General features: G+C 70.4%; 17 protein-coding genes. 10 read left to right on the forward strand and 7 right to left on the reverse strand.

The genetic code is table 11. The features are described 5' to 3' along the window. Positions 1-47: 47 nt before the first annotated feature. The 3 genes from D2L64_RS19690 to D2L64_RS19700 form a co-directional block, all read right to left on the reverse strand. Positions 48-1,568, reverse strand: coding sequence for a glycosyltransferase family 87 protein (locus D2L64_RS19690; protein WP_119578676.1), 1,521 nt, complete (start codon positions 1,566-1,568; stop codon positions 48-50). Positions 1,569-1,726: 158 nt separating this feature from the next. After that, entirely contained in the window at positions 1,727-4,579 is a 2,853-nt protein-coding gene (locus D2L64_RS19695) for a transglycosylase domain-containing protein (protein ID WP_119578677.1), read from the reverse strand. A 197-nt stretch (positions 4,580-4,776) separates the two neighbouring features. After that, a complete protein-coding gene (locus D2L64_RS19700) occupies positions 4,777-5,241 on the reverse strand; it encodes a DUF5318 domain-containing protein (protein ID WP_119578679.1) in 465 nt (154 codons plus the stop codon). A gap of 174 nt (positions 5,242-5,415) precedes the next feature. Between D2L64_RS19700 and D2L64_RS19705 the strand changes: the two genes are divergently transcribed. Both D2L64_RS19705 and D2L64_RS19710 read left to right on the forward strand, forming a co-directional pair. Further along, a complete protein-coding gene (locus D2L64_RS19705) occupies positions 5,416-6,054 on the forward strand; it encodes a PadR family transcriptional regulator (RefSeq protein ID WP_119578681.1) in 639 nt (212 codons plus the stop codon). A gap of 23 nt (positions 6,055-6,077) precedes the next feature. Then, on the forward strand, positions 6,078-7,157 hold the full coding sequence (locus tag D2L64_RS19710) for an inositol-3-phosphate synthase (protein ID WP_119578683.1): 1,080 nt from the start codon (positions 6,078-6,080) through the stop codon (positions 7,155-7,157). Positions 7,158-7,369: 212 nt separating this feature from the next. On the opposite strand, the gene D2L64_RS19715 is transcribed toward D2L64_RS19710, so the two are convergent. From D2L64_RS19715 to D2L64_RS19725, 3 genes are all read right to left on the reverse strand, one after another. Further along, the gene (locus D2L64_RS19715) at positions 7,370-7,852 is read right to left on the reverse strand and encodes a methylated-DNA--[protein]-cysteine S-methyltransferase (protein WP_119578684.1); all 483 of its coding nucleotides are present in this window, start codon (positions 7,850-7,852) and stop codon (positions 7,370-7,372) included. A 235-nt stretch (positions 7,853-8,087) separates the two neighbouring features. Continuing rightward, entirely contained in the window at positions 8,088-10,244 is a 2,157-nt protein-coding gene (locus D2L64_RS19720) for a S8 family serine peptidase (RefSeq protein WP_119578685.1), read from the reverse strand. A gap of 227 nt (positions 10,245-10,471) precedes the next feature. After that, positions 10,472-11,932 (reverse strand): CCA tRNA nucleotidyltransferase, encoded by a 1,461-nt coding sequence (locus tag D2L64_RS19725; RefSeq protein ID WP_119578686.1) that lies wholly within the window; start codon positions 11,930-11,932, stop codon positions 10,472-10,474. Positions 11,933-12,056: 124 nt separating this feature from the next. Here D2L64_RS19725 and murJ point away from each other — a divergent pair, with 124 nt between their 5' ends. The 7 genes from murJ (at position 12,057) to D2L64_RS19760 (ending at position 20,535) form a co-directional block, all read left to right on the forward strand. Next, the gene (murJ, locus tag D2L64_RS19730) at positions 12,057-13,802 is read left to right on the forward strand and encodes a murein biosynthesis integral membrane protein MurJ (RefSeq protein WP_119578687.1); all 1,746 of its coding nucleotides are present in this window, start codon (positions 12,057-12,059) and stop codon (positions 13,800-13,802) included. A gap of 442 nt (positions 13,803-14,244) precedes the next feature. Further along, positions 14,245-15,846: a protein kinase family protein gene (locus D2L64_RS19735; RefSeq protein WP_119578688.1), complete on the forward strand. Its 1,602-nt coding sequence runs from the start codon at positions 14,245-14,247 to the stop codon at positions 15,844-15,846. Between the two features lie 40 nt (positions 15,847-15,886). After that, positions 15,887-16,630 carry an RNA polymerase sigma factor SigM gene (gene sigM, locus D2L64_RS19740; protein ID WP_119578689.1) on the forward strand — a complete coding sequence of 248 codons (744 nt, stop codon included), beginning with the start codon at positions 15,887-15,889 and terminating at the stop codon, positions 16,628-16,630. After that, positions 16,627-17,685 carry a hypothetical protein gene (locus tag D2L64_RS19745; RefSeq protein ID WP_119578690.1) on the forward strand — a complete coding sequence of 353 codons (1,059 nt, stop codon included), beginning with the start codon at positions 16,627-16,629 and terminating at the stop codon, positions 17,683-17,685. Before sigM ends, D2L64_RS19745 begins: the two co-directional genes overlap by 4 nt. A 178-nt stretch (positions 17,686-17,863) precedes the next feature. Then, a complete protein-coding gene (gene trxB / locus D2L64_RS19750; RefSeq protein ID WP_119578691.1) occupies positions 17,864-18,814 on the forward strand; it encodes a thioredoxin-disulfide reductase in 951 nt (316 codons plus the stop codon). A gap of 29 nt (positions 18,815-18,843) precedes the next feature. Then, positions 18,844-19,167, forward strand: coding sequence for a thioredoxin (gene trxA / locus D2L64_RS19755; RefSeq protein ID WP_099848417.1), 324 nt, complete (start codon positions 18,844-18,846; stop codon positions 19,165-19,167). Positions 19,168-19,368: 201 nt separating this feature from the next. After that, positions 19,369-20,535 (forward strand): N-acetylmuramoyl-L-alanine amidase, encoded by a 1,167-nt coding sequence (locus tag D2L64_RS19760; RefSeq protein WP_119578692.1) that lies wholly within the window; start codon positions 19,369-19,371, stop codon positions 20,533-20,535. Positions 20,536-20,544: 9 nt separating this feature from the next. On the opposite strand, the gene D2L64_RS19765 is transcribed toward D2L64_RS19760, so the two are convergent. After that, positions 20,545-21,210, reverse strand: a complete 666-nt coding sequence (locus D2L64_RS19765; protein ID WP_119578693.1) for a GNAT family N-acetyltransferase — start codon at positions 21,208-21,210, stop codon at positions 20,545-20,547. Positions 21,211-21,501: 291 nt separating this feature from the next. Between D2L64_RS19765 and D2L64_RS19770 the strand changes: the two genes are divergently transcribed. Further along, positions 21,502-22,815: an aminotransferase-like domain-containing protein gene (locus D2L64_RS19770; protein ID WP_119578694.1), complete on the forward strand. Its 1,314-nt coding sequence runs from the start codon at positions 21,502-21,504 to the stop codon at positions 22,813-22,815. Positions 22,816-22,817: the final 2 nt, after the last annotated feature.

Consider the following 22,817-nt stretch of genomic DNA (forward strand, 5'->3'; position numbering starts at 1 on the left):
TCACACCCGTCGAACCCGAGCGGAGTCGGGTTCGACGGGTGTGGTGTTCAGGTGGTGAGGACAGGCTCGGGATCGGGCGCGGTTCGGCGGTTCCGGAGGCGGTCCAGCCAGGGCGCGTCCGGCTTGCCGTCGAGCAGGCCGCCGTCCGGGTCGTCGGCGTAGTTGCGGCGTACCGCGTCCTGCTCGGGGTGCAGGATCTCCCGGACCACAAGTGCGCACAGCACCGCCACGGTGACCAGACGCAGGCTCGCGGCCAGCACGAACACACCCTCCGGGATGACCGGGGTGCCGGTCGAGGCGCCGAGTAGTTCGGCGTAGAAGGCGACGAAGTAGCCGACCTCGGCCAGCTGCCAGGCGAGGAACGCACCCCACTTGGGCCGGGCGAGCACCAACAGCGGCAGCAGCCAGAGCACGAACTGCTGCGACCAGACCTTGCTGAAGATCAGGAAGGCGGCGACCACGAGGAAGGCGAGTTGCCCGAGACGGGGGCGGCGCGGTGCGAACAGCGCCAGCGCGCCGATGGCCAGGCAGGCGAGCCCGAACAGCGCGTACGACACGTAGTTCAGGGTCGGGATGTTGGCGTCGAGCCACTGGAACGGACCGATGCTGGCCGGGTCACCGACCTTGCCGTCCAGGTAGCGGCCGATGTACCAGAGGGTTCCCCAGTCGATCGGCCGCGTCGTGTTCAGGTTGAAGAACTCGTTCCAGTTCTCCCGGTAGGGGATCGCCACCGGCAGGTTCACCAGCACCACGGTCACGGCAGCGGTGACGATGGAACAGATGGCGGCGGTCACCCGGTTGGCCCGTATCGCGAGCACCAGGATCGGCCCGAGGATGAACAGTGGCCACATCTTCGCCGCGCCACCGAGCCCGATCAGTACGCCGGAGAGCACTGCCAACGGCATCCCGCTGCTGCCGTCCCGGGTACGGGCCCAGGCCAGTAGGCCGAAGGCGGCCAGCCCGATGGCGAGGAAGTCCCAGTTCACGGTGGCGGTGAGCAGCAGCGCCGGGGAGAGCGCGAAGAGGGCCGCGTCCCAGGGTCGTCGGCGGCGTAGCGACAGCAGCACCATCACCGTGGCCACCGCCAGCGCACCGAGCACGAGTGCGTTGAGGTTGTAGAACCACTGTCCCTGGTTCATCGCCGGGTTGCCCTCACCGGCGGAGTGCACCGGCAGCCCGAGCGCGCCCATGAAGTACCCGGTCAGCACCGGGTACTCGACCGGATGATCCCGGTACGGCACGGCGCCCTCGTTGAGCCGCTCCGCGTAGTAGAGCGCGAGCACGTCGGTGTAGCAGAACTTGGTGTACTGCTGGTTGTTCGCCCACGCGCCGTCCTGGCAGGGGGATTTCTGCACCCAGTGCAGGGCAAGGGTGAGGCAGGTCAGCGCCAGCACGATCCGCATGGCCGTCCAGAATCGGGCCGGCCCGGCGGGGCCGTCGCGGGTGACCGCGTGGTCGCCGAGCGGGCCACCGATCAGCCCGGAGAGCCCTCGGACGAAGCCGTCGGAGCGGGACGGGTGGTCGGGAACACCGGATTCATCGATGTCTGGCGTCGACTTCGAGCTCATGACCGTGCATCCTGCCGCATCAGCCAACGGCGCAGAAGTCGAAACCGCGACGACACCGCGGATCGGGCGGCGGACTCCCGCGATGTGGTCGCCGGGGCACGGAACGCGGTGGGGCGGTCGGACCGCTGTCCGACCGCCCCACGTGCGTCAACGCCTAACTACTCCCGGTTCGTGGTTCTCGGTGGCAGTACCCCGCCGCCACCGCCACCACCGTCCGGCGGACCGCCGGGCAGCGGGTCCGTCTGGTCGTTGTTGCCGCCGTTGTTGTTGCCGCGGCCACCGCCCCGGTTGCCGCCGTCGTTGCCGCCACCGAACTGGCAGAAGAAGTCCGTCGGCGCGCAGTCGGGCGGGTTGTCCGGGGGCGGCGGGGCGGGCGCGACACCGTTGCCGGCGTCCTGGTCGCCGGCCCCGGTGACGCTCGGCAGGTCGGACGGGTCGTAGCCCTTGAGCGCCTCGTCCATGTACCGCTTCCACAGCTGGGCCGGCAGCCGACCACCGCTGATGTTGTTGCCGTCGCGGTCGACGATCTGTGGCTTCTTCGGGTCACGGCTGCCGATCCACACCGCGGTGGCCACGTTCTTGTCGTAGCCGACCATCCAGGCGTGCGCGTTCTTGTCGGTGCCGGCGTGTTCCCAGGTGCCGGTCTTGCCGGCGGCCTGCCGACCGACCAGGGTGGCGTTGTTCTTGCCCGGGATCTCCTTGAGCACCGCGGTCACCTCGTCGGCGACCTCCGGCCGGATCACCTGCTGCGGCTTGAGCTTCTCGCCCGCGCCCGGCACCTTGTCCCACTTGCCGGTTGACTTGTTCTGCCGCTCCACCGTACGGACGAAGTGCGCCTTGTTGAACTTGCCGCTGTTGGCCAGCGTGGCAAGGCCGTTGGCGTGGTCGAGCACCGTGATCGGGTACTGCCCGAAGCCGACCACCCGGTCGAAGTACTTCGGCGCGACCTCCTCGGGCTTGCTCTTGGTCAGGTCGTACGCCTTCGGCGGGTCGACCGTCCACATGGTGCGGATGCCGGCCCGGCGGGCCATGTCCACGACCTTGGCCGTGCCGATCTCCTCGGCGACGTGGAAGAACGGCACGTTGTACGACTGCACCGTCGATTCCTGCAGGTCGCACCACTTGGCGCAGCTGGCGCTACGCCCGGCGTTGATGATCTCGGTGTCATAGCCTTCCGGCTTGAACGGGGTGGCGTCCCAGTGCGACTTCACCGAGATGCCCGCGTCGATCGCCGCAGCCAGCGTGTAGACCTTGAACGACGAGCCCGGCGGGTGACCACCGACGAGGTCGCCGTTCTGGTTGGTGTTCAGGCCCGCGTAGTCGAAGTCCGCGCCGCTGTTGCCGCCGTAGTAGGCCAGCACCCGGCCGGTATTCGGGTCGACCGAGACCACCGCGGCCATCAGGTTCTTCGGCTGCCCGTCGAGGATCGAACCCTTGCGGCCCACCTGGGCGGCCTCTTCCAGTGCCTTCTGCATCTTCGGGTCGATGGTGGTGGTGATCCGGTAGCCGCCCTCGCGCAGCTCGGTCACGCAGTTGGGCTTACCCTCGGCCCCGTAGTTGGAGCAGAGCCCCCACTCCTCCATCTCCTTGCGGACGTAGTTGATCACGTTACCGCGGGGGGAGGCGACGCCGAAGCCGTTGTCCTTCTTGACCTTCTGAACCTTCGGGTACTCGGTCGGGCGCGTCTCCCGGCCCGGCTGGTCGAGCCAGCCCTCCGCCACCATGCCGTTGATGACGTAGTCCCACCGGCCTTTGGCGTCGGTCGGGTTCACCTCCGGGTCGTACCCCTGGTGGGTGCCGGAGGGCTCGGGCTGCTTGATCAGGGCGGCGAGGACCGCGCCCTGCGCCACGGTGAGCTTCTTGGCGGAGGTGTTGAAGTAGGTCTGCGCCGCCGCCTCGATGCCGTAAGCACCTCGGCCGAAGTAGATCACGTTGAGGTAGTTCTCCATGATCTGCTCTTTGGTGAACTTGTCGTTCAGCTTGGAGGCGAGGATCGCCTCCTTCACCTTCCGGCCGTAGCTGTCGTCCTGGAGGTTCTCGTAGGCGTTGCGGGCGTACTGCTGGGTGATGGTCGAGGCACCCTGCCGGTCACCGCCGGAGAGGTTGTTCCAGGCGGCGCGGGTGATGCCCTTGTAGTCGACACCGGAGTGCCGGTAGAAGTTGCGGTCCTCGGCGGCGGCGACGGCGTCGCGCACGTGCAGCGGAATGCTGTCGATGGTGACGAAGGTCCGGTTCTCGTTGCCGAGCTTGGCCACCAGGGTCTTGCCGTCCTTGGCGTAGACGGCGGTGGACAGCGGCAGCGGGATCTCCTTGGGCAGCACCACGTTGGTCGAGTAATAGGTGAACCCGACCACGCCGATACCGGCCAGCATGATGAAGACCGCGAAGCCGGCGATCAGCATGTTCATCCGCTTGCGCTTGCGCGCCCGGGCCACCGCGCCCGGGTCACGGCCACCGCGACCTGGCCCACCCGGACCGCCGGGGCCGCCAGGCCCTCCTGGTCCACCCGGTCCGCCCGGACCTCCGACGCTTGCCCGGGCCACCGCGGCCCGGCCACCCACGGCGGCCGAACCGACGCTCGCCCGACCGGCCGGGGCCGCACCGACGGCGGCGGCACCGACCGAGGCACGGCCGGCCGGCCCGCCCGGTGCGGGGCTCACCGGCACGGAGGCCCGCCCGGCCCGGCCGGGCGCGGGTGAGACCGGCACCGAGGCACGGCCGCCGGGTGCCGGTGAGACCGGCACCGAGGCTCGGCCCGGCCCGGCCCGGCCGACGGAAGCCGAGCCGGCGGCGGATCCACCGGGCGGCGGTACGCTCGCCGAGCCGCCGACGGAGGCCCGCCCGCCGACCGAGGCACGGGCCGACGAGCCCGCGGCCTCCGGTCCGGTTGACCAGTTGACTCCGCGCGGTTCGCCACCGGGGCGGTACGCGTCGTCCGCCTGCCCCGCGTCGTCCTGGCCCGGTATCCGGGCCCGGCCGCGCGAGGAGCTGGTATCACCGTACGAGTTCATTCCTCACACCCTGCCGTCGCGGTGGGGCGTGGTTGCGCCGCCACCGGTTTGCCGTGAGTTGTGACACCCGGGAACCCGGCAGGGGAGCGCCGTGGAGTCGGGCATCAGATCCGAATCATTCGGACTAATCAGACCTACGAGCCGTCGGTTTCCCCGGTCGGATACCTCCCGGCCGGGGTCGGCCGATCGAGCTCGAATCACCGTTGCGCCTCTCGCCTTCGTCGAGCACCTGCTCCAACAGCGGCGGCAACCCCGCTCACCGTTTCATGCTCGGACTCGCCGTCCGGACCATCGGTCAACCCGTCCCGGCCGAGCAGGTACTGCTCGACGAGATGGTTCCAGTCACAGCCGAGGCACACCTCCACCACGAAGACCTGGAACTCACGCAGCGTCATCGCCAGCACGGACAATTCGGCCAGCGTGCGGGCCTGGCCCGCGGACTGCTTGAGTTCGTCCCCGTAAATGTAGTGGACGCGGGTGAGGTTCTCGCTCCGGCAGATCGGACAACGCTGGTCGGTCGGCTCGCCGTGGAAGCGGGCCGCGTTCTTCAGGTACGGGGACGCGTCACACAGGTCATGGGTGCTGGCACGCCCGGCGAGAAGTTCACGCAGCGCCGCTCGCTTTCGGAGCGAGTAGTCGACGACCTGGCGCTGCGTACGCATGCGGCAAAGGGTACGCGGTCTAGTCAGGCGAGGCGACCACCGTGACGATCTGTGATCGCGGCACCGCGTACCGGGGGTTTGCCCCGGCTCGGGCGAGCCGCTACGGTGCGATGTATCGGTCCGATACATCGCGGTGGTTAGCGGTCCACGCACAGGGTAATGGGAGGATGGCTGATGCTCGAACTGGCCATCCTGGGCCTGTTGCAGGAGGCCCCGATGCATGGCTACGAGCTGCGCAAGGAGCTTACCGCCAAACTCGGGGCGATCCGGGCAGCCATCAGCTACGGCTCGCTCTACCCGACCCTGCGCCGCCTGCAGGCGGCAGGCTGGATCACCGAGGCCGCCGAGACATCCGCCACCGCCGAGGAGGTTCCCGCGCTGACCAGCCGACGAGGTCGGGTGGTCTACACCATCACCGCGGAGGGTAAGGAACGCTTCGCCCAACTCATCGCACAGACCGGGCCGGAGACGTACGGCGACACCGGTTTCGGCGTGCACTTCGCGTTCTTTTCCCGTACCGACCGGGCGACCCGACTTCGAATCCTGGAAGGTCGCCGACGCACGATCGAGGAACGCCGCGAAGGACTTCGCGACATGCTGGGCCGGGCGGCCGAGCGCCTCGACGCGTACACGCTGGAGCTTCAGCGCCACGGCCTGGAGGCCTGTGAGCGTGAGGTCCGCTGGCTGGAGGAGCTCATCGCCAACGAGCGCTCCGGCCGTGCCCCGACGGTCCCGGACGACGGGACGGCCGGCGGCCGACGAGAAGACAACAGCCCGCCTCCGCCTGGAGAGTCCAGGAATGAGCGGCCGTGACAGAGAAGAAGGAGGCACACGCGATGGGCTCCGTTCGCGTCGCCATCGTCGGTGTGGGTAACTGCGCCTCGTCCCTGATCCAGGGCGTCGAGTACTACCGGAACGCCGACCCGAACGACCGCGTCCCGGGTCTCATGCACGTCACCTTCGGCGACTACCACGTCTCGGACGTGCAGTTCGTCGCGGCGTTCGATGTCGACGCCAAGAAGGTGGGCATGGACCTCGCGGAGGCGATCGTCGCCAGCGAGAACAACACCATCAAGCTCTGCGACGTACCGCCGACCGGCGTCACCGTGCAGCGCGGCCCGACCTTCGACGGTCTCGGCCAGTACTACCGTGAGATCGTCGAGGAGTCGGACGCCGAGCCGGTCGACGTGGCCAAGGCGCTGCGCGACGCGCAGGTCGACGTCGTCGTCTCCTACCTGCCGGTGGGCTCGGAGCAGGCCGACAAGTTCTACGCCCAGGCCGCCATCGACGCCGGCTGCGCGTTCGTCAACGCCCTGCCGGTCTTCATCGCCTCCGACCCGGAGTGGGCGCAGAAGTTCACCGACGCCGGCCTGCCGATCGTCGGTGACGACATCAAGAGCCAGGTCGGCGCGACCATCGTGCACCGGGCACTGGCGAAGCTCTTCGAGGACCGCGGTGTCGAGCTGCTGCGCACGTACCAGCTCAACTTCGGCGGCAACATGGACTTCATGAACATGCTGGAGCGCAACCGCCTGGTCTCGAAGAAGATTTCGAAGACCCAGTCGGTGACCTCCCAGGTGCCGCACGAGATGGCCAAGAGCGACGTGCACATCGGCCCGTCGGACCACGTGCCGTGGCTGGACGACCGCAAGTGGGCCTACATCCGCCTGGAGGGCCGTTCGTTCGGTGACACCCCGCTCAACGCCGAGCTCAAGCTCGAGGTGTGGGACTCCCCGAACTCGGCGGGCGTGATCATCGACGCCGTCCGGGCCGCGAAGATCGCCCTGGACCGGAAGATCGGTGGTCCGATCCTGTCGGCCTCGTCGTACTTCATGAAGTCCCCGCCCGTGCAGTACGCCGACCACGACGCGCACGCCGCCGTCGAGGCGTTCATCGCCGGCGAGGTCGAGCGCTGACGCGCTGAGCATCAGCACCGGCGAGGGCCGGGTCCGTACGGACCCGGCCCTCGCCGTCTCTCGCCTCAGTTCGACATCTCCAGGTACGGCGGGTCGCCGGTGCCCAGCCCGGGAACACCCCACCGCGTTGATCATGAGGTTAGCGGCACCGCAGAGATCAACTTCGCCGCTAACCTCATGATCAACGCGGAGATGGGGGTGGGGTGGGTGGGTTAGGACCAGGCCTGTCGTAGGGCTACCCCAGCCTCCAGCTCCAGCAGCTTGACCTTGCGGTCCAGGCCGCCGCCGAAGCCGACCAGCTTCCCGCCCGCTCCGATGATGCGGTGACACGGCACGACGACCGGGATCGGATTGCGGTTGCAGGCCACCCCGACCGCGCGGGCCGCGCCGGGATCGCCCACCCGCCGGGCCACCTCGCCGTAGGTCAACGTCTCGCCGTACGGAATGCGGGTCATCTCCCGCCACACCGCCCGCTCGAACTCCGACCCGCGCGGCACGTTGATCGGCACACCGAACTCGGTCAACTCCCCGGTGAAGTACGCCCGCAGCTCCGCCACCGCCCGCCGTGACACCTCGTCACCCGGCACCTCGGCGGCCCCCGCCACCGGGCCGAAGTGCGCCCCGCACACGCCGTCGCCGTCGGTGGCGACGGAGAACGTTCCGATCGGCGAGTCGTCGAGCACCGTCCAACGCATCCCGCCATTGTCCCCCGTCGGCCATCCCGCGGTGTACCGGCGGTTCGTGCCACCCCGGGCCGGGACCGGACGTGACCACGGGCCCGAGACCGGAGGCGACCACGGGCCCGAGACCGGAGGCGACCACGGGCCCGGGACCGGACGTGACCACGGGCTGCGCGAAACGGGCGGCGCCCGCCGGAGCGTCCCGAGAACTCGGGTGCTCCGGCGGGCGCCGGTTGGTGCGGTGCGGTGCTCAGGCGGCCGAGATGGTGAACCGCTCGCCGTTGCCGAGCTTCCCCTCCGGGTTCTTGTTCGCGATCAGCTGCTTGGTGCCGGCCGAGCCGGCGGAGACCGCCTTGTATTCCCCGCCCATCAGGAAGACGGTGCCGTCCCTGTTGTACGAGATGTACAGGAACTGCTCCCAGAAGCCGATGCCCTTGGCACTGGCGATCAGCGGCTTGGTGCCCTTGCTCGGCGTGGTCACGTACTTGCCGTTGGCCACGGCCTTCAGGCCGAACCAGCCGTTGCCGACGTTGACGATCTGGAACTTCGCCGACTTGGTGACCGTCTTGCTGCTGGCGATCAGCGGCTTGGTGCCGGCCACGACGAACTTGCCGCTGGCCTTGGACTTGATGCTGATCACCGGGGGCGGCGCCTCGATGTTGAACTTCTCCGAGGTGCCGACGCTGGTCTTGCTGGCCTTCAACGTCGAGGTGCCGGACTTCGGCGCGGTGACGTACTTGCCATTGATCTTGGCCTTGAGGCTGACCCGACCGTCGGTGTGGTTCACGATGGTGAACTTCGCCGACGTGACGATCGTCTTGTGGCTGGCGATCAGCGGCTTGGTGCCCTTGCTCGGCGCGACCACGTACCGGCCGGTCGACTTGGAGCGCAGCGCCACCAGGCCGCCGCCGGCGTTGACGATGTCGTACCGCTGCGCGGTGCCCAGGCTCTTGCCGTTGTTGACCAACGCCTTCTTGGTGCTGGCGGCGGTGACGAACTTGCCGTTGGAGCTGGCCTTGAAGCCGAAGCCGCTGCGGGCCGGGGTGACCGAGCCGACCGTCAGCAGCCGGTCGATGGAACCCTTCGTGTCGTAGACCGCCCCGGCGATGCCGGTGGTGACGATGCGGTCGCGGACCTGCTTCGGCTTCCAGCTCGGGTTGCTGTGCAGCAGCAGGGCCGCCGCACCGGCGACGTGCGGGGCGGCCATCGAGGTGCCGTTGAACGCCACGCTGCCGGTGTTGTTGTCGTGCCGCGCCGAGACGATGCTCACGCCGGGGGCGAACACGTCGAGGCACTTGCCGGCGTTCGAGAACCGGGCCCGCATGTCGACCCGGTCGGTCGCGCCCACGGTGATCGCGTCCGGCACCCGGGCCGGCGACGCCTTGCAGGCGTCGTGGTCGATGAGGTTGCCGTATCGGTCGTAGTTCCCGTTGCCGGCGGCGATCGCGTAGGTGATACCGGAGTTGATCGAACGCTTCACCGCGTCGTCGATCGCCTTGGACGGTGCGCCGCCGAGGCTCATGTTCGCCACGGCCGGCTTCTGCGCGTTGTCGGTGACCCAGTCGATGCCGGCGACGATCTGCTCGGTGTCGCCCTCGCCGTCACAGTCCAGCACCCGTACGGCGACGAGCTTCACGCCCTTGGCGACGCCGTACTTGGTACCGCCGATGGTGCCGGCCACGTGCGTGCCGTGACCGTCGCAGTCACCGTTGGCGGCGCCGCCGACCGTACCCGTGGGCGGGTCGGTCGGCTCGGGCTCCGGCTCCACCGGCGGATCGGTGGGCGGGTCCACCGGCGGGTCGACGGGCGGGTCCACCGGCGGCGGTGCGAAGGCGTCGAAGCCGAGGCTGGCCCGGCCGCCGAAGTCCTGGTGCTTGATGTTGATGCCGGTGTCCAGGACGTACACCGTCACCTTGCTACCGGTGTTCGGGTACTTGTAGGTCTTGTTCAGCTTCGCCGAGGCCTGGTCGATCCGGTCCAGGCCCCACGACGGCGGGCTGCTCTGGGTGCCGCTGGCCGAGTAGCGACGGACCGGCTCCACGTAGGCGACGGCGGGGTGCGCGGCCAACTTCGCCGCCTGCCCCTGGTTCATCGCGGCCGAGTAGCCGGTGATGGCCCGGTCGAACACCTGCCGGACGGTGCCACCACTGTGCTTGCTGAGGGTCGAGGCGAGCGCCCGGACCGAGCTGTAGCTGGCCCGGCTGTCCTTGAGCACGACGATGTAGCGGCCGGGCACGATATCACTGCCCTCGATGCCGCGCACCTCGGTACCCAGACTGTCGGCGCGCGGCTGGTCGGCGGGGGTGGCCATCGCGGCACCGCCGGAGGCGACGGTGAGGATGGAGGAGGCGGTGGCGAGGGCGAGCCCCGCCGCCGCCGAGCGGCGCAGTACGCCACGGCGTTTCACTAGGTGGTCTCCCCGTTGGTCGTCGACCGTGCCCATCGGACGGTCGGACGGACAATGGAAACGCTCCGCTTCAGCAGCTGACGGCGAGCAGAGACGCTTCAACATCATGAATGAGCAGGCAACGATCCGGGTCAACCGTTCGGCCGAAACGTCGGCGTTTCGTCGTAGCGGCGCCGGGACGCAACGGACCACGGTGGATACGGCGGTAGGACGGGTGGCGGCGCCGGTCAGCCGCCGATGCCCTCTTCGCGGGCCCAGCGCAGCAGTTCGGCCTCGGCGGTGTCGCGGTCCAGCGGCCCACGCTCCAGCCGCAGGTCCTTCAGGAACTTCCAGGCCCGCCCGACGAGCGGACCCGGCGGTACGCCGAGCAGCTCCATGATCGCGTTGCCGTCGAGGTCGGGACGGACCCGCGCCAGATCCTCCTCGGCGGCGATCCGGGCGATCCGCTCCTCCAGGGCGTCGTAGTCCGCCGCGAGCTGGGCCGCCTTACGACGGTTCCGGGTGGTGCAGTCCGACCGGGTCAGCTTGTGTAGCCGGGACAGCAGGTCACCGGCGTCGGTGACGTACCGGCGTACCGCCGAGTCGGTCCACTCGCCCCGGCCGTACCCGTAGAACCGCAGGTGCAGCGCGACCAGCGCGGTAACCTTGGCGGTCACGTCCTTCGGATAGCGCAGCGCCTTCATCCGCGCCTTGGTCAGCCGGGCGCCGACCACCTCGTGGTGGTGGAAGCTGACCCGCCCGTCCGGACCGACCGCCTTGGTCGCCGGCTTGCCGACGTCGTGCATCAGCGCGGCCATCCGCAGGACGAAGTCCGGCCCGTCCTCCTCGTACGAGATCGCGTTATGCACCACCGTGAGCGTGTGCTCGTAGACGTCCTTGTGCTGGGCGTGCTCGTCGATCTCCAGCTTGAGGCCGGTCAGCTCGGGCAGGAAACGCTCCGCCAGCCCGGTGTCGACCAGCAGCCGCAGGCCGGTGATGGGATCGGACGCGGTGAGCAGCTTGGTGAACTCGTCACGGATCCGCTCGGCGGTGATCCGGTCCAGGTCCGTCGCCATCCGGGCCATCGCCGCGTGTACGTCCGGGTGGACCGCGAAGCGCAGCTGCGCGGCGAAGCGGGCGGCCCGCAGCATCCGCAGCGGATCGTCACCGAACGACTCGGCGGGGGTGCCGGGGGTACGCACCACCTTCGCGGCCAGGTCCGCCAGGCCGCCGTACGGGTCGGTGAACCGGTGCTCGGGCAGGCTCACCGCCATCGCGTTGATGGTGAAGTCCCGCCGCCGCAGGTCCTCGGTCAGGCTGGTGCCGTACTCGACCACCGGGTTCCGGCTCACCTGGTCGTAGGACTCGGCACGGAAGGTGGTGATCTCCAGACGCAGGCCGTCGCGCTGGCAGCCGATGGTGCCGAACTCGCGGCCGGTCTCCCAGATCGCCTCGGCCCAGCCGCGCACGATGCCCAGCGTCTGATCGGGGTGCGCGTCGGTGCAGAAGTCGAGATCCTCGCCGAGCCGGCCGAGCAGGGCGTCGCGTACCGAACCGCCCACGAGGTGCAGTTCGTGACCGGCGGCGGCGAAGCGGCGGCCCAACTCGTCGGCGACCGGGGAGACCCGGAGCAGTTCGGCGACGGCGTTGCGCTGCGCGGCGGTGAGTTCGCGGCGGTCGGTGGCGTGGGATGCGGCGGCTTCGGACATCGGAGCAGCAGCCTATCGGTCCTGACCGGCATCTCCTCCGCCGGGCGCGGGTAACGGGGCGGGGTTGACTAAGGTCTGTGGCGTGCGGGCCGGTGCGGGCTCCGCGTATTCCTTGGAGGCACAGATGAGCGGCGGGCTCTACCGCAGCGCGAACGCCGGACAGGGCGGCGCGCCCGGCGGCCGGCCCGGCGACGGTGCCACGTTCATCTCCGCCGAACCGTTGAACCAGCCGGCGGCCGAGGCGGTCGCACCGCCGCAGGAGCAGGTGGCGGAGAGCAGCGTCGCCGCCAACAGCGCGATCATGGCGATCGGCAGCCTGGTCAGCCGGGGTACGGGCTTCCTCCGGAACCTCATGATCGGCGCGGCGCTCGGCAACCTGATCGGCAACGTCTTCACCACCGCCATGTTCCTGCCGCAGCAGGTGTACGAGTTCCTCCTCGGCGGCATCCTGACCAGCGTGCTCATCCCGGTGCTGGTCCGCCGGAGCAAGCTGGACTCGGATCGGGGCCAGGCGTACGCGCAGCGGCTGTTGACCCTGGCGGTGGTCGCGCTCGCCGTGACCGTGCTGATCGCGGTGAGCGGGGCATCGGTGCTCACCAGCCTCTATGCCAGCGGCAAGGACCCGGCGTACACCGGCCTGGTCACCCGGTTGTCGTACCTGATGCTGCCGATGCTCTTCTTCACCGGCATCAGCGCGCTGATCGCGGCCATCCTGAACACTCGGGGCCACTTCGCGGCACCGATGTGGGCGCCCATCCTGAACAATCTGGTCGCCATCGCCACCTTCGGCACGTACATCGTCATCTTCGGTGCCCAGGCCCGGCAGCCCGCCGACGTGGGGCTGAACCAGGTCCTCCTGATCGGTGGGGGGACGCTGCTCGGCGTCGCGGTGCAGACCGCCGGCCTGCTGCCGGCGCTGCGCAAGGTCGGCTTCCGGTGGAAGCTGCGGTTCGACTTCCGGGAACTCGGGCTGCGCGAGCTGGCCCGGCTCGGCGGCTGGATGTTCTGCTACGTGGCGGTCAACCAGCTCGGCCTCTTCGTGGTGGTCAACCTGCTCACCCGGGCGGCGGGCGAGGAGAACGCCGGCCTGCTGATCTACAACAACGTCTTCCTGCTGCTGATGATGGCGCACGGCATCATCGCCGTCTCGATCATCACGGCGCTGATGCCCCGGATGAGCGCCGCCGCGGCCGACGGCCGGTTCCGCGACTTCACCAGCGACCTGAGCCGGGGTACGCGGACCGTCAGCGCCGTGCTCGCCCCGATCGCGGTCTGCTACGCGGTGCTGGCCACCCCGATCTCGGTGGTGGTCTTCCGTTACGGGGCCTTCACCGCGGACAACGCGGTCGCCACCTCGACCGTGCTGCTGGTCGCCGCGATCGGGCTGGTCCCGTTCGCGATCAGTCAGCTGTTCACCTTCGCCTTCTACGCGCTGCCGGACACCCGGCTGCCGGCCCTGATCAACATCCCGGTGGTGGCGCTGCGGGTCGGCGTGCAGATCGCGCTCTTCCTGGTCTTCTCGGCGAGCTTCGCGGGCGCCGGGATGATGATCGGCAACACCGTCTCCTACCTGGCCGCGGCCATCGCCTCGGCCTGGCTGCTGCGCCCCCGGGTGGGTCGGATCGGGCTGGGCGCGATCCTGCGTACGCTCGGCCGGGTGGCCGTCGCCGCGCTCGGCGCCGCCCTGGTCGGCCTGCTGGTGGTCGCCCTGTTGCCCGGTGGCGACACGCCGACCTGGACGGCGGCCTTCGTGCAGCTGGTGGTGGGCGGTGCGGTGATCGGCGGCAGCTATCTCGGCCTGGCGATGGTGCTACGGATCTCCGAGATCACCGAGGTGGTCGGCATGGTCCGCCGCCGGCTCGGCCGCTGAACCTCGGGCACGCACCGAGCGTGACCGAGGATCACCAGGCTGGGGATGCGCCTGTGGATAACTCCGCGCGTCGCCGCTCACCTACCGGGTCGGCCTGTGGATAACCAACCGGACGGCTGAGCATGGTCAGCCGATCGACGGGAACTCGGCTGGCACCTGGACCGCCACTGACCCGCCAGCACAGCCCGCACCGCCCCGGCGACGGCTGGTTGTCGGCAGCCTCTAGATTGGCTGGTACATGTACCGGCATGGGGGCTGACAACGGGCGCAACCGGATGAGGCCGCACTACTGCGAACTCCTCCGTCGGTCACGGCGGGAAGATGACATGTCGGGGAGACGGCCAACCCAGGTAAGGTCGCTCTCGACGGGTACGACAGGCACCGGCGCGTGGATGCCGGGACCGGTCGACCCGTGCCAGACGAAGGCGGAGCGGGAAGTCACATGCCCAGCAGCGCGGGTCCATCGATCGACAAGATCACCGAGGGAGGACGGGTGACCCAGGTCGGCGAGGGTCAGGACGCGGACGAGACCACTCCGCCGGTCATGACCTTCGGTGCTCCGACGGCCGGTGAGGTCCTCGCCGAACGTTACGAACTGGTCGAGCACATCAACAACGACAGCGCCGGCCGGCTGGTCTGGCGCGGTGTCGATGTCGTGCTGCGCCGACCCGTCGCGGTCGTGATGCGCTACCCGGGCGGCGACTCGGCCACCGAGATGCTGCAGGCCGCCGTCGCCGCGAGCCGGGTCATCCACCCCAACCTGGTCGGGGTCTACGACGCGATCGACGAGGACGAGCGGGCCTACGTGGTGCGCGAGTGGGTCGACGGCCAGTCGCTGCGGGAGATGGTGACGAGCGGCCCGCTGGACGCCGGCCGGGCCACCGCGGTCGGCAACGCCGTGGCCAGTGCGCTGGCCGCGGTGCACGCCACCGGGATGGTGCACGGCAACGTGCATCCCGGCACGGTGATGATCAGCGATGACGGCCGGGTGGTACTGGCCGACGCCCGTACCGACGGCGCCGACAGCCAGGAGAGCGACGTCCGGGCCGTCGGCGGTCTCCTCTACTTCGCCCTGACCGGCCACTGGCCGCACACCGAGGCACCGCTGCGGGGTGCCACCGCCGGGCACGGCCGGGCAGCCATCCCCGACGCGGTACGCGACGCCGGTGGCGCGGCGGCGGCGCCACGTCAGGTCCGGGCGGGCGTGCCCGCCTACCTCGACGACCTCACGATGGACCTGCTCGACGGCGAGGTCGCGCCGCCTTCGTCGGACGTGCTGGCGGCGGAGTTGGCCCGACTCGACGTGCCCGACGAGGACTACCTCGACAACAGCGGGCCGTTGCGCTTCGCCGCGGAGACCGGTGACGAGCCGTCGCCGCTGGCCGCCGCGGGTGGCCGCAAGGTCGCCCTCGGCATCGCCGGTCTGCTCGTGGTCGCCCTGGTCGGTCTGCTCGTCGGCATCAGCGCACTCGGCGGCGACGAGGAGAACCCGCAGGCCGAGCCGGTCGCCGCACCCAGCTCCAGCGCCCCGGCCACCGAGGAGCCGCCGACGCCGACCGTCCGGAACTTGAAGATCAGCGACGCCCGGATCATCGACCCCGACAGCCGGGACCGGGCCGAGGTCCGGGACGCCGAGAAGGTCTTCGACGGCAACCAGGACGAGGGCTGGTCGACCCAGACCTACCGGAACAGCAGCAACTTCGGCAACCTCAAGCGGGGCATGGGGGTCTGGATCGACCTCGGCGGCGAGCACAACGTCCGGTCGGTGCAGGTAAACCTCTCCACGCCGGGTGCCTCCGCCGAACTGCTCACCGGCACCGCCGTAGCTCCCTCCAGCGAAACGGGCGACGAGCAGATCCTCACCGCCTTCCTGAAGAACCGGATCGGGCAGCCCTTCGAGGAGCACGACGGCACCACGATGACGTTCAACGGCTTCGACGCCGACCAGAAGTACCGGTACCTGCTGTTCTGGATCACCGACCTGCCGCAGAGCAACGGCGGCTACAAGCTCGGGGTCCAGGAGATCACGGTCCAGGGGTCATGACCCGGACCCGACCGGAGCGCCATCTGCCGCGGGTCTGGTGATGGCGGTACGCGACGGAGGCGCCGCCGGTCGGGACCGGACGGGTGGAGCGGTGGTGGACGAGACGGTCAGCGACCTCGACCTGCTGCACGCCCACGTGGCCGGTGACCGGGACGCCTTCGGTCAACTGTTCCGCCGGCACCGGGACCGCCTCTGGGCGGTTGCCCTGCGTACGCTCGGCGACCGTGAGGAGGCCGCGGACGCCCTCCAGGACGCGATGTTGTCCGCCCACCGTGCCGCGGACCGGTTCCGCGGCGACGCGGCCGTCACCACCTGGCTGCACCGGATCGTGGTGAACGCCTGCCTCGACCGGATCCGGCGGCGTCAGACCCATCCCACGGTCCCGCTGCCGGACGGGATCCGCGAACCGGGCGACGGCGTCGGCGGCGTCGAACCGGCCGCACCGGTACGCGACCACGACACCGCGATGGTGGTCCGGGACGCCCTGGCCGCGCTGCCGGTCGAGCAGCGGGCCGCCCTCGTGCTGGTGGACGTGCAGGGCTACCCGGTCGCCGAGGTGGCCCGGATTCTGGGCGTCGCCGAGGGGACGGTCAAGAGCCGCTGCGCCCGGGGTCGGGCCCGGCTGGCGGTCGCACTCGGACACCTGCGCACCGGCAGCGACGAGGAGCCCGGCGTCGTCTCGAACGTGCCGGGAGTCACCCACGGGAACCCCAGAGCCGCGCGGGGCGTCCGATCGGGGTCGGGACGGTCCCGGGGGCCGGACGCCAACCAGGAGGAAGCGTGAGTACCGAGGAGTTCAGCGGGGTCGACCACGACCTGCTCGCCGACTACCTCGGCGGCGCGTTGGTCGGCACCCCGGAGCAGGCCGAGGTGGCCCGGCGCGTCGCCGACGATCCGGACTGGGCGCGGGCCCACGCGCAACTGGCCCCGGCGCTCGCCGATGTCCGCGCCGACCTGTTCGCCTGGGGTGGCGGATCCACGCCCGAGATGCCGGCGGAGGTGACCGACCGGATCCTGGCCGCGCTGGACGCCGCCGATCCGGCGGGCAGCACCACCGAGCTGCCCGCCGAGGAGTTGGCCGGGAGCGGACAGACCGGCGATCTCGCGCCGGACGACGCGAAGTCGTCCCTCGTACCGGTCCAGCCGCTCGGCGGGCCACGACGCCCCGGTGGCGCGCCGCGACCTGGCCAGGACCGGGACACCCCGACCCGTCCGGGTCGACGGCGGCGCCGGTGGGCCCGGGTCGCCGCCCCGGTCGCCCTCGCCACCGCGGCGGTGGTCGGCCTGGGTGCCCTGCAACTGTCCGGCCCGAACCGCAGCGGCGACGACTCGGCGAGCACCGCACTGAGCGAGACCAACCCGGTCGCTCCGTACCACGACGGGCCGCGGGACACCGCCGAGCAGGCGGCGGGTGCCTCCCCGGAACGGGGCCCGGTGACGGCGTCCGCCCCGTTCCAGCTGGCCACCCCGCCGCGCCACACCGGGACGGACTACACCACCGAGGCACTGCGGGTGGAGCCCGCGCCGACATCGAAGCTGTCCCCCGGCACGGCCGAACCGGAGATCAGCGCGCAGGGCGGGCGGCTGGCGGGCCCCGGTGATCTGGAGCGGCTCGGCGACCAACTGGCGCTGAGCGCCTGCCTTGCCGAGATCGATGCCGAACACGGCAACGCGCCGCTGGTCTTCGACGGTGTCGAGTACGCGCGTTTCCAGGGGCTCCCGGCGCTGGTGGTCCGCTTCACCGACGGCACCGGCGGGCAGTGGGCCTGGGTCAGCGGGCCGGAGTGTGGTGTCCCCGGGTCCGGCTCGGACACCCGCTACCGTACGCGGGTAGGGTGAATCCGCGCGGTCACCGGGCGTTTGGCCGTCGACGTGACATGACCCACCGGATGACCGGCTCGGGAATTCCCGGTTCCTACGATGACGTTCTGGAAGTCAGTTGCCGCCGCGTCGGCACTGGGTTCGTCATCGGCGCGCGTGCCGGTGGCGACGAAGTCAACACGATTGGGAGACGGCAGTGGACGAGGTCCGCAACCTGGTCATCATCGGCTCCGGGCCGGCCGGTTACACCGCCGCGGTCTACGCGGCGCGCGCCAACCTCAAGCCGCTGATCATCGAGGGCGTGCAGTCCGGCGGCGCGCTGATGACCACCACCGAGGTGGAGAACTTTCCCGGTTTCGCGGACGGCATCCTCGGCCCTGAACTCATGGACAACATGCGTAAGCAGGCCGAGCGGTTCGGCGCCGAGTTCGTGACCGACGACGTCACCCGGGTCGAGTTGGTCGACACCGGTCACCCGGGTGCGCTGAGCACCGTCTGGGTCGGCGAGACCGCCTACCAGGCCCGGGCGGTCATCCTCACCACCGGCTCCGCGTGGCGCCCGCTGGGCGTACCCGGTGAGCAGGAGTACCTGGGCCACGGCGTCTCCTCCTGCGCCACCTGCGACGGCTTCTTCTTCCGCAACCAGCACATCGTGGTGGTCGGCGGCGGCGACTCCGCGATGGAGGAGGCCAGCTTCCTGACCCGCTTCGCCGACTCGGTGACCATCATCCACCGCCGGGACTCGTTCCGGGCGAGCAAGATCATGGCCGAGCGTGCGCTGGGCAACGAGAAGATCAAGGTCGAGTGGAACACCGTGGTCGAGGAGATCCTCGGCGCGGACGGCAAGGTCTCCGGGGTACGGGTACGCAACGTGCACACCGGCGAGGCCAAGGAACTCGACGTCACCGGCGTCTTCGTGGCGATCGGCCACGACCCGCGCAGCGAGCTGTTCCGCGGGCAGGTGGAGCTGGACGACGAGGGTTACGTCAAGGTCCAGGCCCCCAGCACCCGGACCAGCATCCCGGGCGTCTTCGCCGCCGGTGACCTCGTCGACCACACCTACCGGCAGGCCATCACCGCGGCCGGCACCGGCTGTGCCGCCGCGCTGGACGCCGAGCGTTTCATCGCCACGCTGCCGAAGGACTGACGAGACACATCTGAGGAGGAGGGTCAACAGTGGGAACAACCAAGTCGGTCACCGACGCGAGCTTCGCCGCAGACGTGCTGAAGTCCGACAAGCCGGTCCTGGTGGACTTCTGGGCCGAGTGGTGCGGACCGTGCCGCAAGGTGTCGCCGTTGCTGGAGGAGATCGCCGGCGAGATGGGCGACCAGGTCAGCATCGTCAAGCTCAACATCGACGAGAACCCGGAGACGGCCCGCGCCTACCGGGTGATGTCGGTGCCGACCCTCACGGTCTTCAAGAACGGCGAGCCGGTGCAGTCGATCGCCGGCGCCAAGCCCAAGGGCGAACTGGTCAAGCTGATCGAATCGGCTCTCTGACCTCAGTCACGACAGCCATCTCGACCCCGCGCCGGACTCGCCGACGCGGGGTCGAGGCGTTTCCGCATCCCGGCGGATCGCCAGCGCATAACCTCGAACCCGGGGCCGCCGGACGCCGGTGACCACCTGGGTTCCGTCGCGGTGCCGTGGCGTACCGCCGACGGACCCGGCCAGCCACCGACCGTGCAGAGGGGGCCGCGCGTGCGTCCGATCCGTTCCGGTGACCGGGGCCCCGCAGTGGCCGAGATCCGTGCCGTGCTGACCGGTCTCGACCTTCTGTCGAAGGCAACCGGCCCGTTCAGCGACGAGTTCGACGCGGCCACCGAACGGGCCGTACGTGCCTTCCAGCAGTCACGGGGGCTCAGCGTCGACGGCCGGGTGGGCGCGGAGACCTGGCGGGCCCTCGACGCCGCCCGCTGGCGCCTCGGTGCCCGCACCCTGTACCACGCGGTCCCGGTGCCGCTCACCGGCGAGGACGTCCGGTCGTTGCAGGAGCGGCTGCTGGAGATGGGGTACGACGCCGGCCGGGCCGATGCGATCTACGGCGTGCGTACCGCCCGCGCGGTGGCCCAGTTCCAGCGTGAGGTGGGGTTGGCCCCGGACGGCACCTGCGGCCCACACACCATGGGGGCGCTGCGCCGGCTCGGGCGCAAGGTGGTCGGCGGCCGCCCGCAGTGGCTACGCGAGTCCGACGCCATCCGGCAGTCCGGCCCGACGCTGGTCGGCCGGACGGTGGTCATCGACCCGGGCCACGGCGGCACCGACCCGGGCGTGGTGGTGCCGGACGGGCCACTGCGCTGGACCGAGGCGGACCTGGTGCACGATCTTGCCAGCCGGTTGGAGGGGCGGCTCGCCGCGTCGGGCGTACGGGTGCAGCTCACCCGGGGGCCGGCACCGGAGACCTGCCTGCCCGACATCGACCGGGCACAGTTGGCGAACTCCCTCGGCGCCGACGTGTTCATCTCGCTGCACACCGACGGGCACGCGAACCCGGACGCCGAGGGGGTCGCCACCTACCACTACGGCACCGACAACGGCGTCACCTCGGCGACCGGAGAGCGGCTCGCCGGCCTGGTCCAGCGGGAGATCGTGGCGCGTACCGGGCTGCGGGACTGCCGTACCCACGCCAAGGCGTGGGACCTGCTGCGGATCACCCGGATGCCGGCGGTACGGGTCGAGGTCGGCTACCTCACCTCACCGGCCGACCGCGGCCGGCTGGTCGACCCCCGGTTTAGGGACAGGCTGGTCGAGGCGATCGTGGCGGCGGTGCAGCGGATGTACCTGCCGATCGAGCGGGACGTGCCCACCGGTTCGATCGACGTGAGCGAACTGCGGGCGGCGGTCGCCGCCGGCACCATGGTCGACTGAGCGGTCGGCTCAACCGGTCGTGGATCGGGTGGCCGGGGTCGGCCGAACCGGACGTAGCAGCGACTCGGGGCTCATCGAGCCGAGCAGCTTCTCCAGCGCGTACTCCACGTCCGACTTCCAACTCAGCGCGGTGCGCAGTTCCAGCCGCAGTCGGGGGTAGCGGGGGTGCGGACGGACGGTCTTGAAGCCGACCGAGAGGAAGAAGTCGGCGGGCGCCACGCAGGCGCCGGTCGGGTCGGCGGCGTCACCGTACTTGGCGTCACCGAACGCCTCGATCGCCTTGATCCCCCGCTTGGTGAGATCACGTGCCACTCCCTGCACCAGCATCCGGCCCAGGCCGCCGCCGGCGAAGGCAGGCACCACGTTCGCGGTCATCAACATCACCGCGTCGGCGGAGACCGGTGAGGTGGGGAACGCCATCGAGCGGGGCACATAGGCCGGCGGCGCGTACATGACGAAGCCCGCGGGCATGCCGTCGACGTAGACGAGCTTGCCGCAGGAGCCCCACTCCAGCAGGGTCTGCGAGACCCACGCCTCCTTCTCCAGGCCGGGGTCGCCGGCGGCGCAGGCGCGGTCCGCGGAAACCGGATCAAGCTCCCAGTAGACGCACTGCCGGCATGGGCGGGGCAGATCCTCCAGGGTGTCCAGGGTCAGACTGACCAGACGTCGCGACATTGGCGCTTCCCCACACTAGGCTCGGCAGTGGGACCGGCCCGGACGCCACCGCCGCACTCCTGCCCCCGACGAGCGATCGTACGCCGCCGATCGGCGCCGCGGGAGGGGACTTGCGAATGCCCACCTCAGGACACCCGGCGGTGGGCCCGGCATGTGGACGCGCGGCCGATCGAGGCCGCCCCGGGCGATCGACGGCGGCTAGGATCGGCACTCGGCGCACCGTGTCGCCATGGTCGCCGGAAACCGGGGTATCCGGGACGGGAGCCGTCCGCGCAGCATCGAGGTGATGTCATGACCGGCACGACACTCGACGACTACACCGACCGGTACGCCCGCCGGGTGCGGGGGATGACCGCCTCGGAGATCCGGGCGCTGTTCGCGGTCGCCAGCCGGCCGGAGGTGGTGTCGCTCGCCGGTGGCGCCCCGTACATCGCGGCGCTGCCGCTGGACGCCGTCGGTGAGATGCTCGGCCGGCTCGGCACCGACCACGGCAACACCACCCTCCAGTACGGCATCGGCCAGGGCACCCTGGAACTGCGCGAGCGCATCTGCGAGGTGATGGCTCTCTCCCGCATCGACGCCTCGTGTGGTGCCTCACCGGAGGACGTGGTGGTGACCGTCGGCGGCCAGCAGGCACTCGACCTGGTCGCCCGCCTCTTCCTCGACCCGGGTGACGTGGTGCTCGCCGAGGGACCGACCTACGTCGGTGCGCTCGGGGTGTTCCAGGCCGCTCAGGCCCAGGTGGTGCACGTGCCGATGGACGACGACGGGCTGATTCCGGATGCGCTGGAGACGGCCATCGCGGAGCAGGCCCGCGCCGGCCGGCGGGTGAAGTTCCTCTACACCATCCCGACCTACCAGAACCCGACCGGCGTGACGCTCACCGAGGAGCGCCGGGAACAGGTGCTGGACATCTGCGAACGTGCGGGTCTGCTGGTGGTCGAGGACGACCCGTACGGCCAGTTGGGTTTCGAAGGGGAGGCACCGGCGCCGTTGCGGGCGCGGCGCCGCAACGGCGTCTTCTACCTCAGTACCTTCTCCAAGACGTTCGCCCCGGGGCTGCGGGTCGGTTGGATTCTCGCCCCGCACGCCGTCCGCGACAAACTGGTCATCGCCAGCGAGGCGCAGATCCTCTGCCCCAGCGCGTACGCGCAGTCGGCGGTGAGCACCTACCTCGGCACCATGCCCTGGCGCGAGCAGTTGAAGGTCTACCAAGAGGTCTACCGGGAGCGGCGGGACGCGATGCTCGCCGCGCTGGCAGACCTGATGCCGATCGGGACCAGATGGACCACGCCCGGTGGCGGCCTCTTCGTCTGGGCGACGCTGCCGGACGGGCTCGACTCGAAGGCGATGATGCCCAGGGCCATCGCCGCCCGGGTCGCGTACGTCCCCGGAACCGGTTTCTACGCCGACGGCACCGGCAACGGGCACATGCGACTCAACTTCTCGTTCCCGTCGCCCGAGCGGATCCGCGAAGGCGTCCGCCGCCTGGCCGGGGTGATGGAACAGGACATCGCGATGCGGCGGGTGTTCGGCGCGGTCGGCGGGCCGGGTGCCCGGCGTGGCCGGGCCGGCTCCGACACCCCCGGCCCAGACTTGGCATGATG

The organism is Micromonospora radicis, assembly GCF_003583405.1.
Lineage (GTDB): Bacteria > Actinomycetota > Actinomycetes > Mycobacteriales > Micromonosporaceae > Micromonospora > Micromonospora radicis.

What these genes read in the sequence shown, in the direction of transcription:
- D2L64_RS19690 (WP_119578676.1), bottom strand. Translation starts at nt 1,568, where the DNA reads ATGAGCTCGAAGTCGACGCCAGACATCGATGAATCCGGTGTTCCCGAC.
- D2L64_RS19695 (WP_119578677.1), bottom strand. Translation starts at nt 4,579, where the DNA reads ATGAACTCGTACGGTGATACCAGCTCCTCGCGCGGCCGGGCCCGGATA.
- D2L64_RS19700 (WP_119578679.1), bottom strand. Translation starts at nt 5,241, where the DNA reads ATGCGTACGCAGCGCCAGGTCGTCGACTACTCGCTCCGAAAGCGAGCG.
- D2L64_RS19705 (WP_119578681.1), top strand. Translation starts at nt 5,416, where the DNA reads ATGCTCGAACTGGCCATCCTGGGCCTGTTGCAGGAGGCCCCGATGCAT.
- D2L64_RS19710 (WP_119578683.1), top strand. Translation starts at nt 6,078, where the DNA reads ATGGGCTCCGTTCGCGTCGCCATCGTCGGTGTGGGTAACTGCGCCTCG.
- D2L64_RS19715 (WP_119578684.1), bottom strand. Translation starts at nt 7,852, where the DNA reads ATGCGTTGGACGGTGCTCGACGACTCGCCGATCGGAACGTTCTCCGTC.
- D2L64_RS19725 (WP_119578686.1), bottom strand. Translation starts at nt 11,932, where the DNA reads ATGTCCGAAGCCGCCGCATCCCACGCCACCGACCGCCGCGAACTCACC.
- murJ (WP_119578687.1), top strand. Translation starts at nt 12,057, where the DNA reads ATGAGCGGCGGGCTCTACCGCAGCGCGAACGCCGGACAGGGCGGCGCG.
- D2L64_RS19735 (WP_119578688.1), top strand. Translation starts at nt 14,245, where the DNA reads ATGCCCAGCAGCGCGGGTCCATCGATCGACAAGATCACCGAGGGAGGA.
- sigM (WP_119578689.1), top strand. Translation starts at nt 15,887, where the DNA reads ATGGCGGTACGCGACGGAGGCGCCGCCGGTCGGGACCGGACGGGTGGA.
- D2L64_RS19765 (WP_119578693.1), bottom strand. Translation starts at nt 21,210, where the DNA reads ATGTCGCGACGTCTGGTCAGTCTGACCCTGGACACCCTGGAGGATCTG.
- D2L64_RS19770 (WP_119578694.1), top strand. Translation starts at nt 21,502, where the DNA reads ATGACCGGCACGACACTCGACGACTACACCGACCGGTACGCCCGCCGG.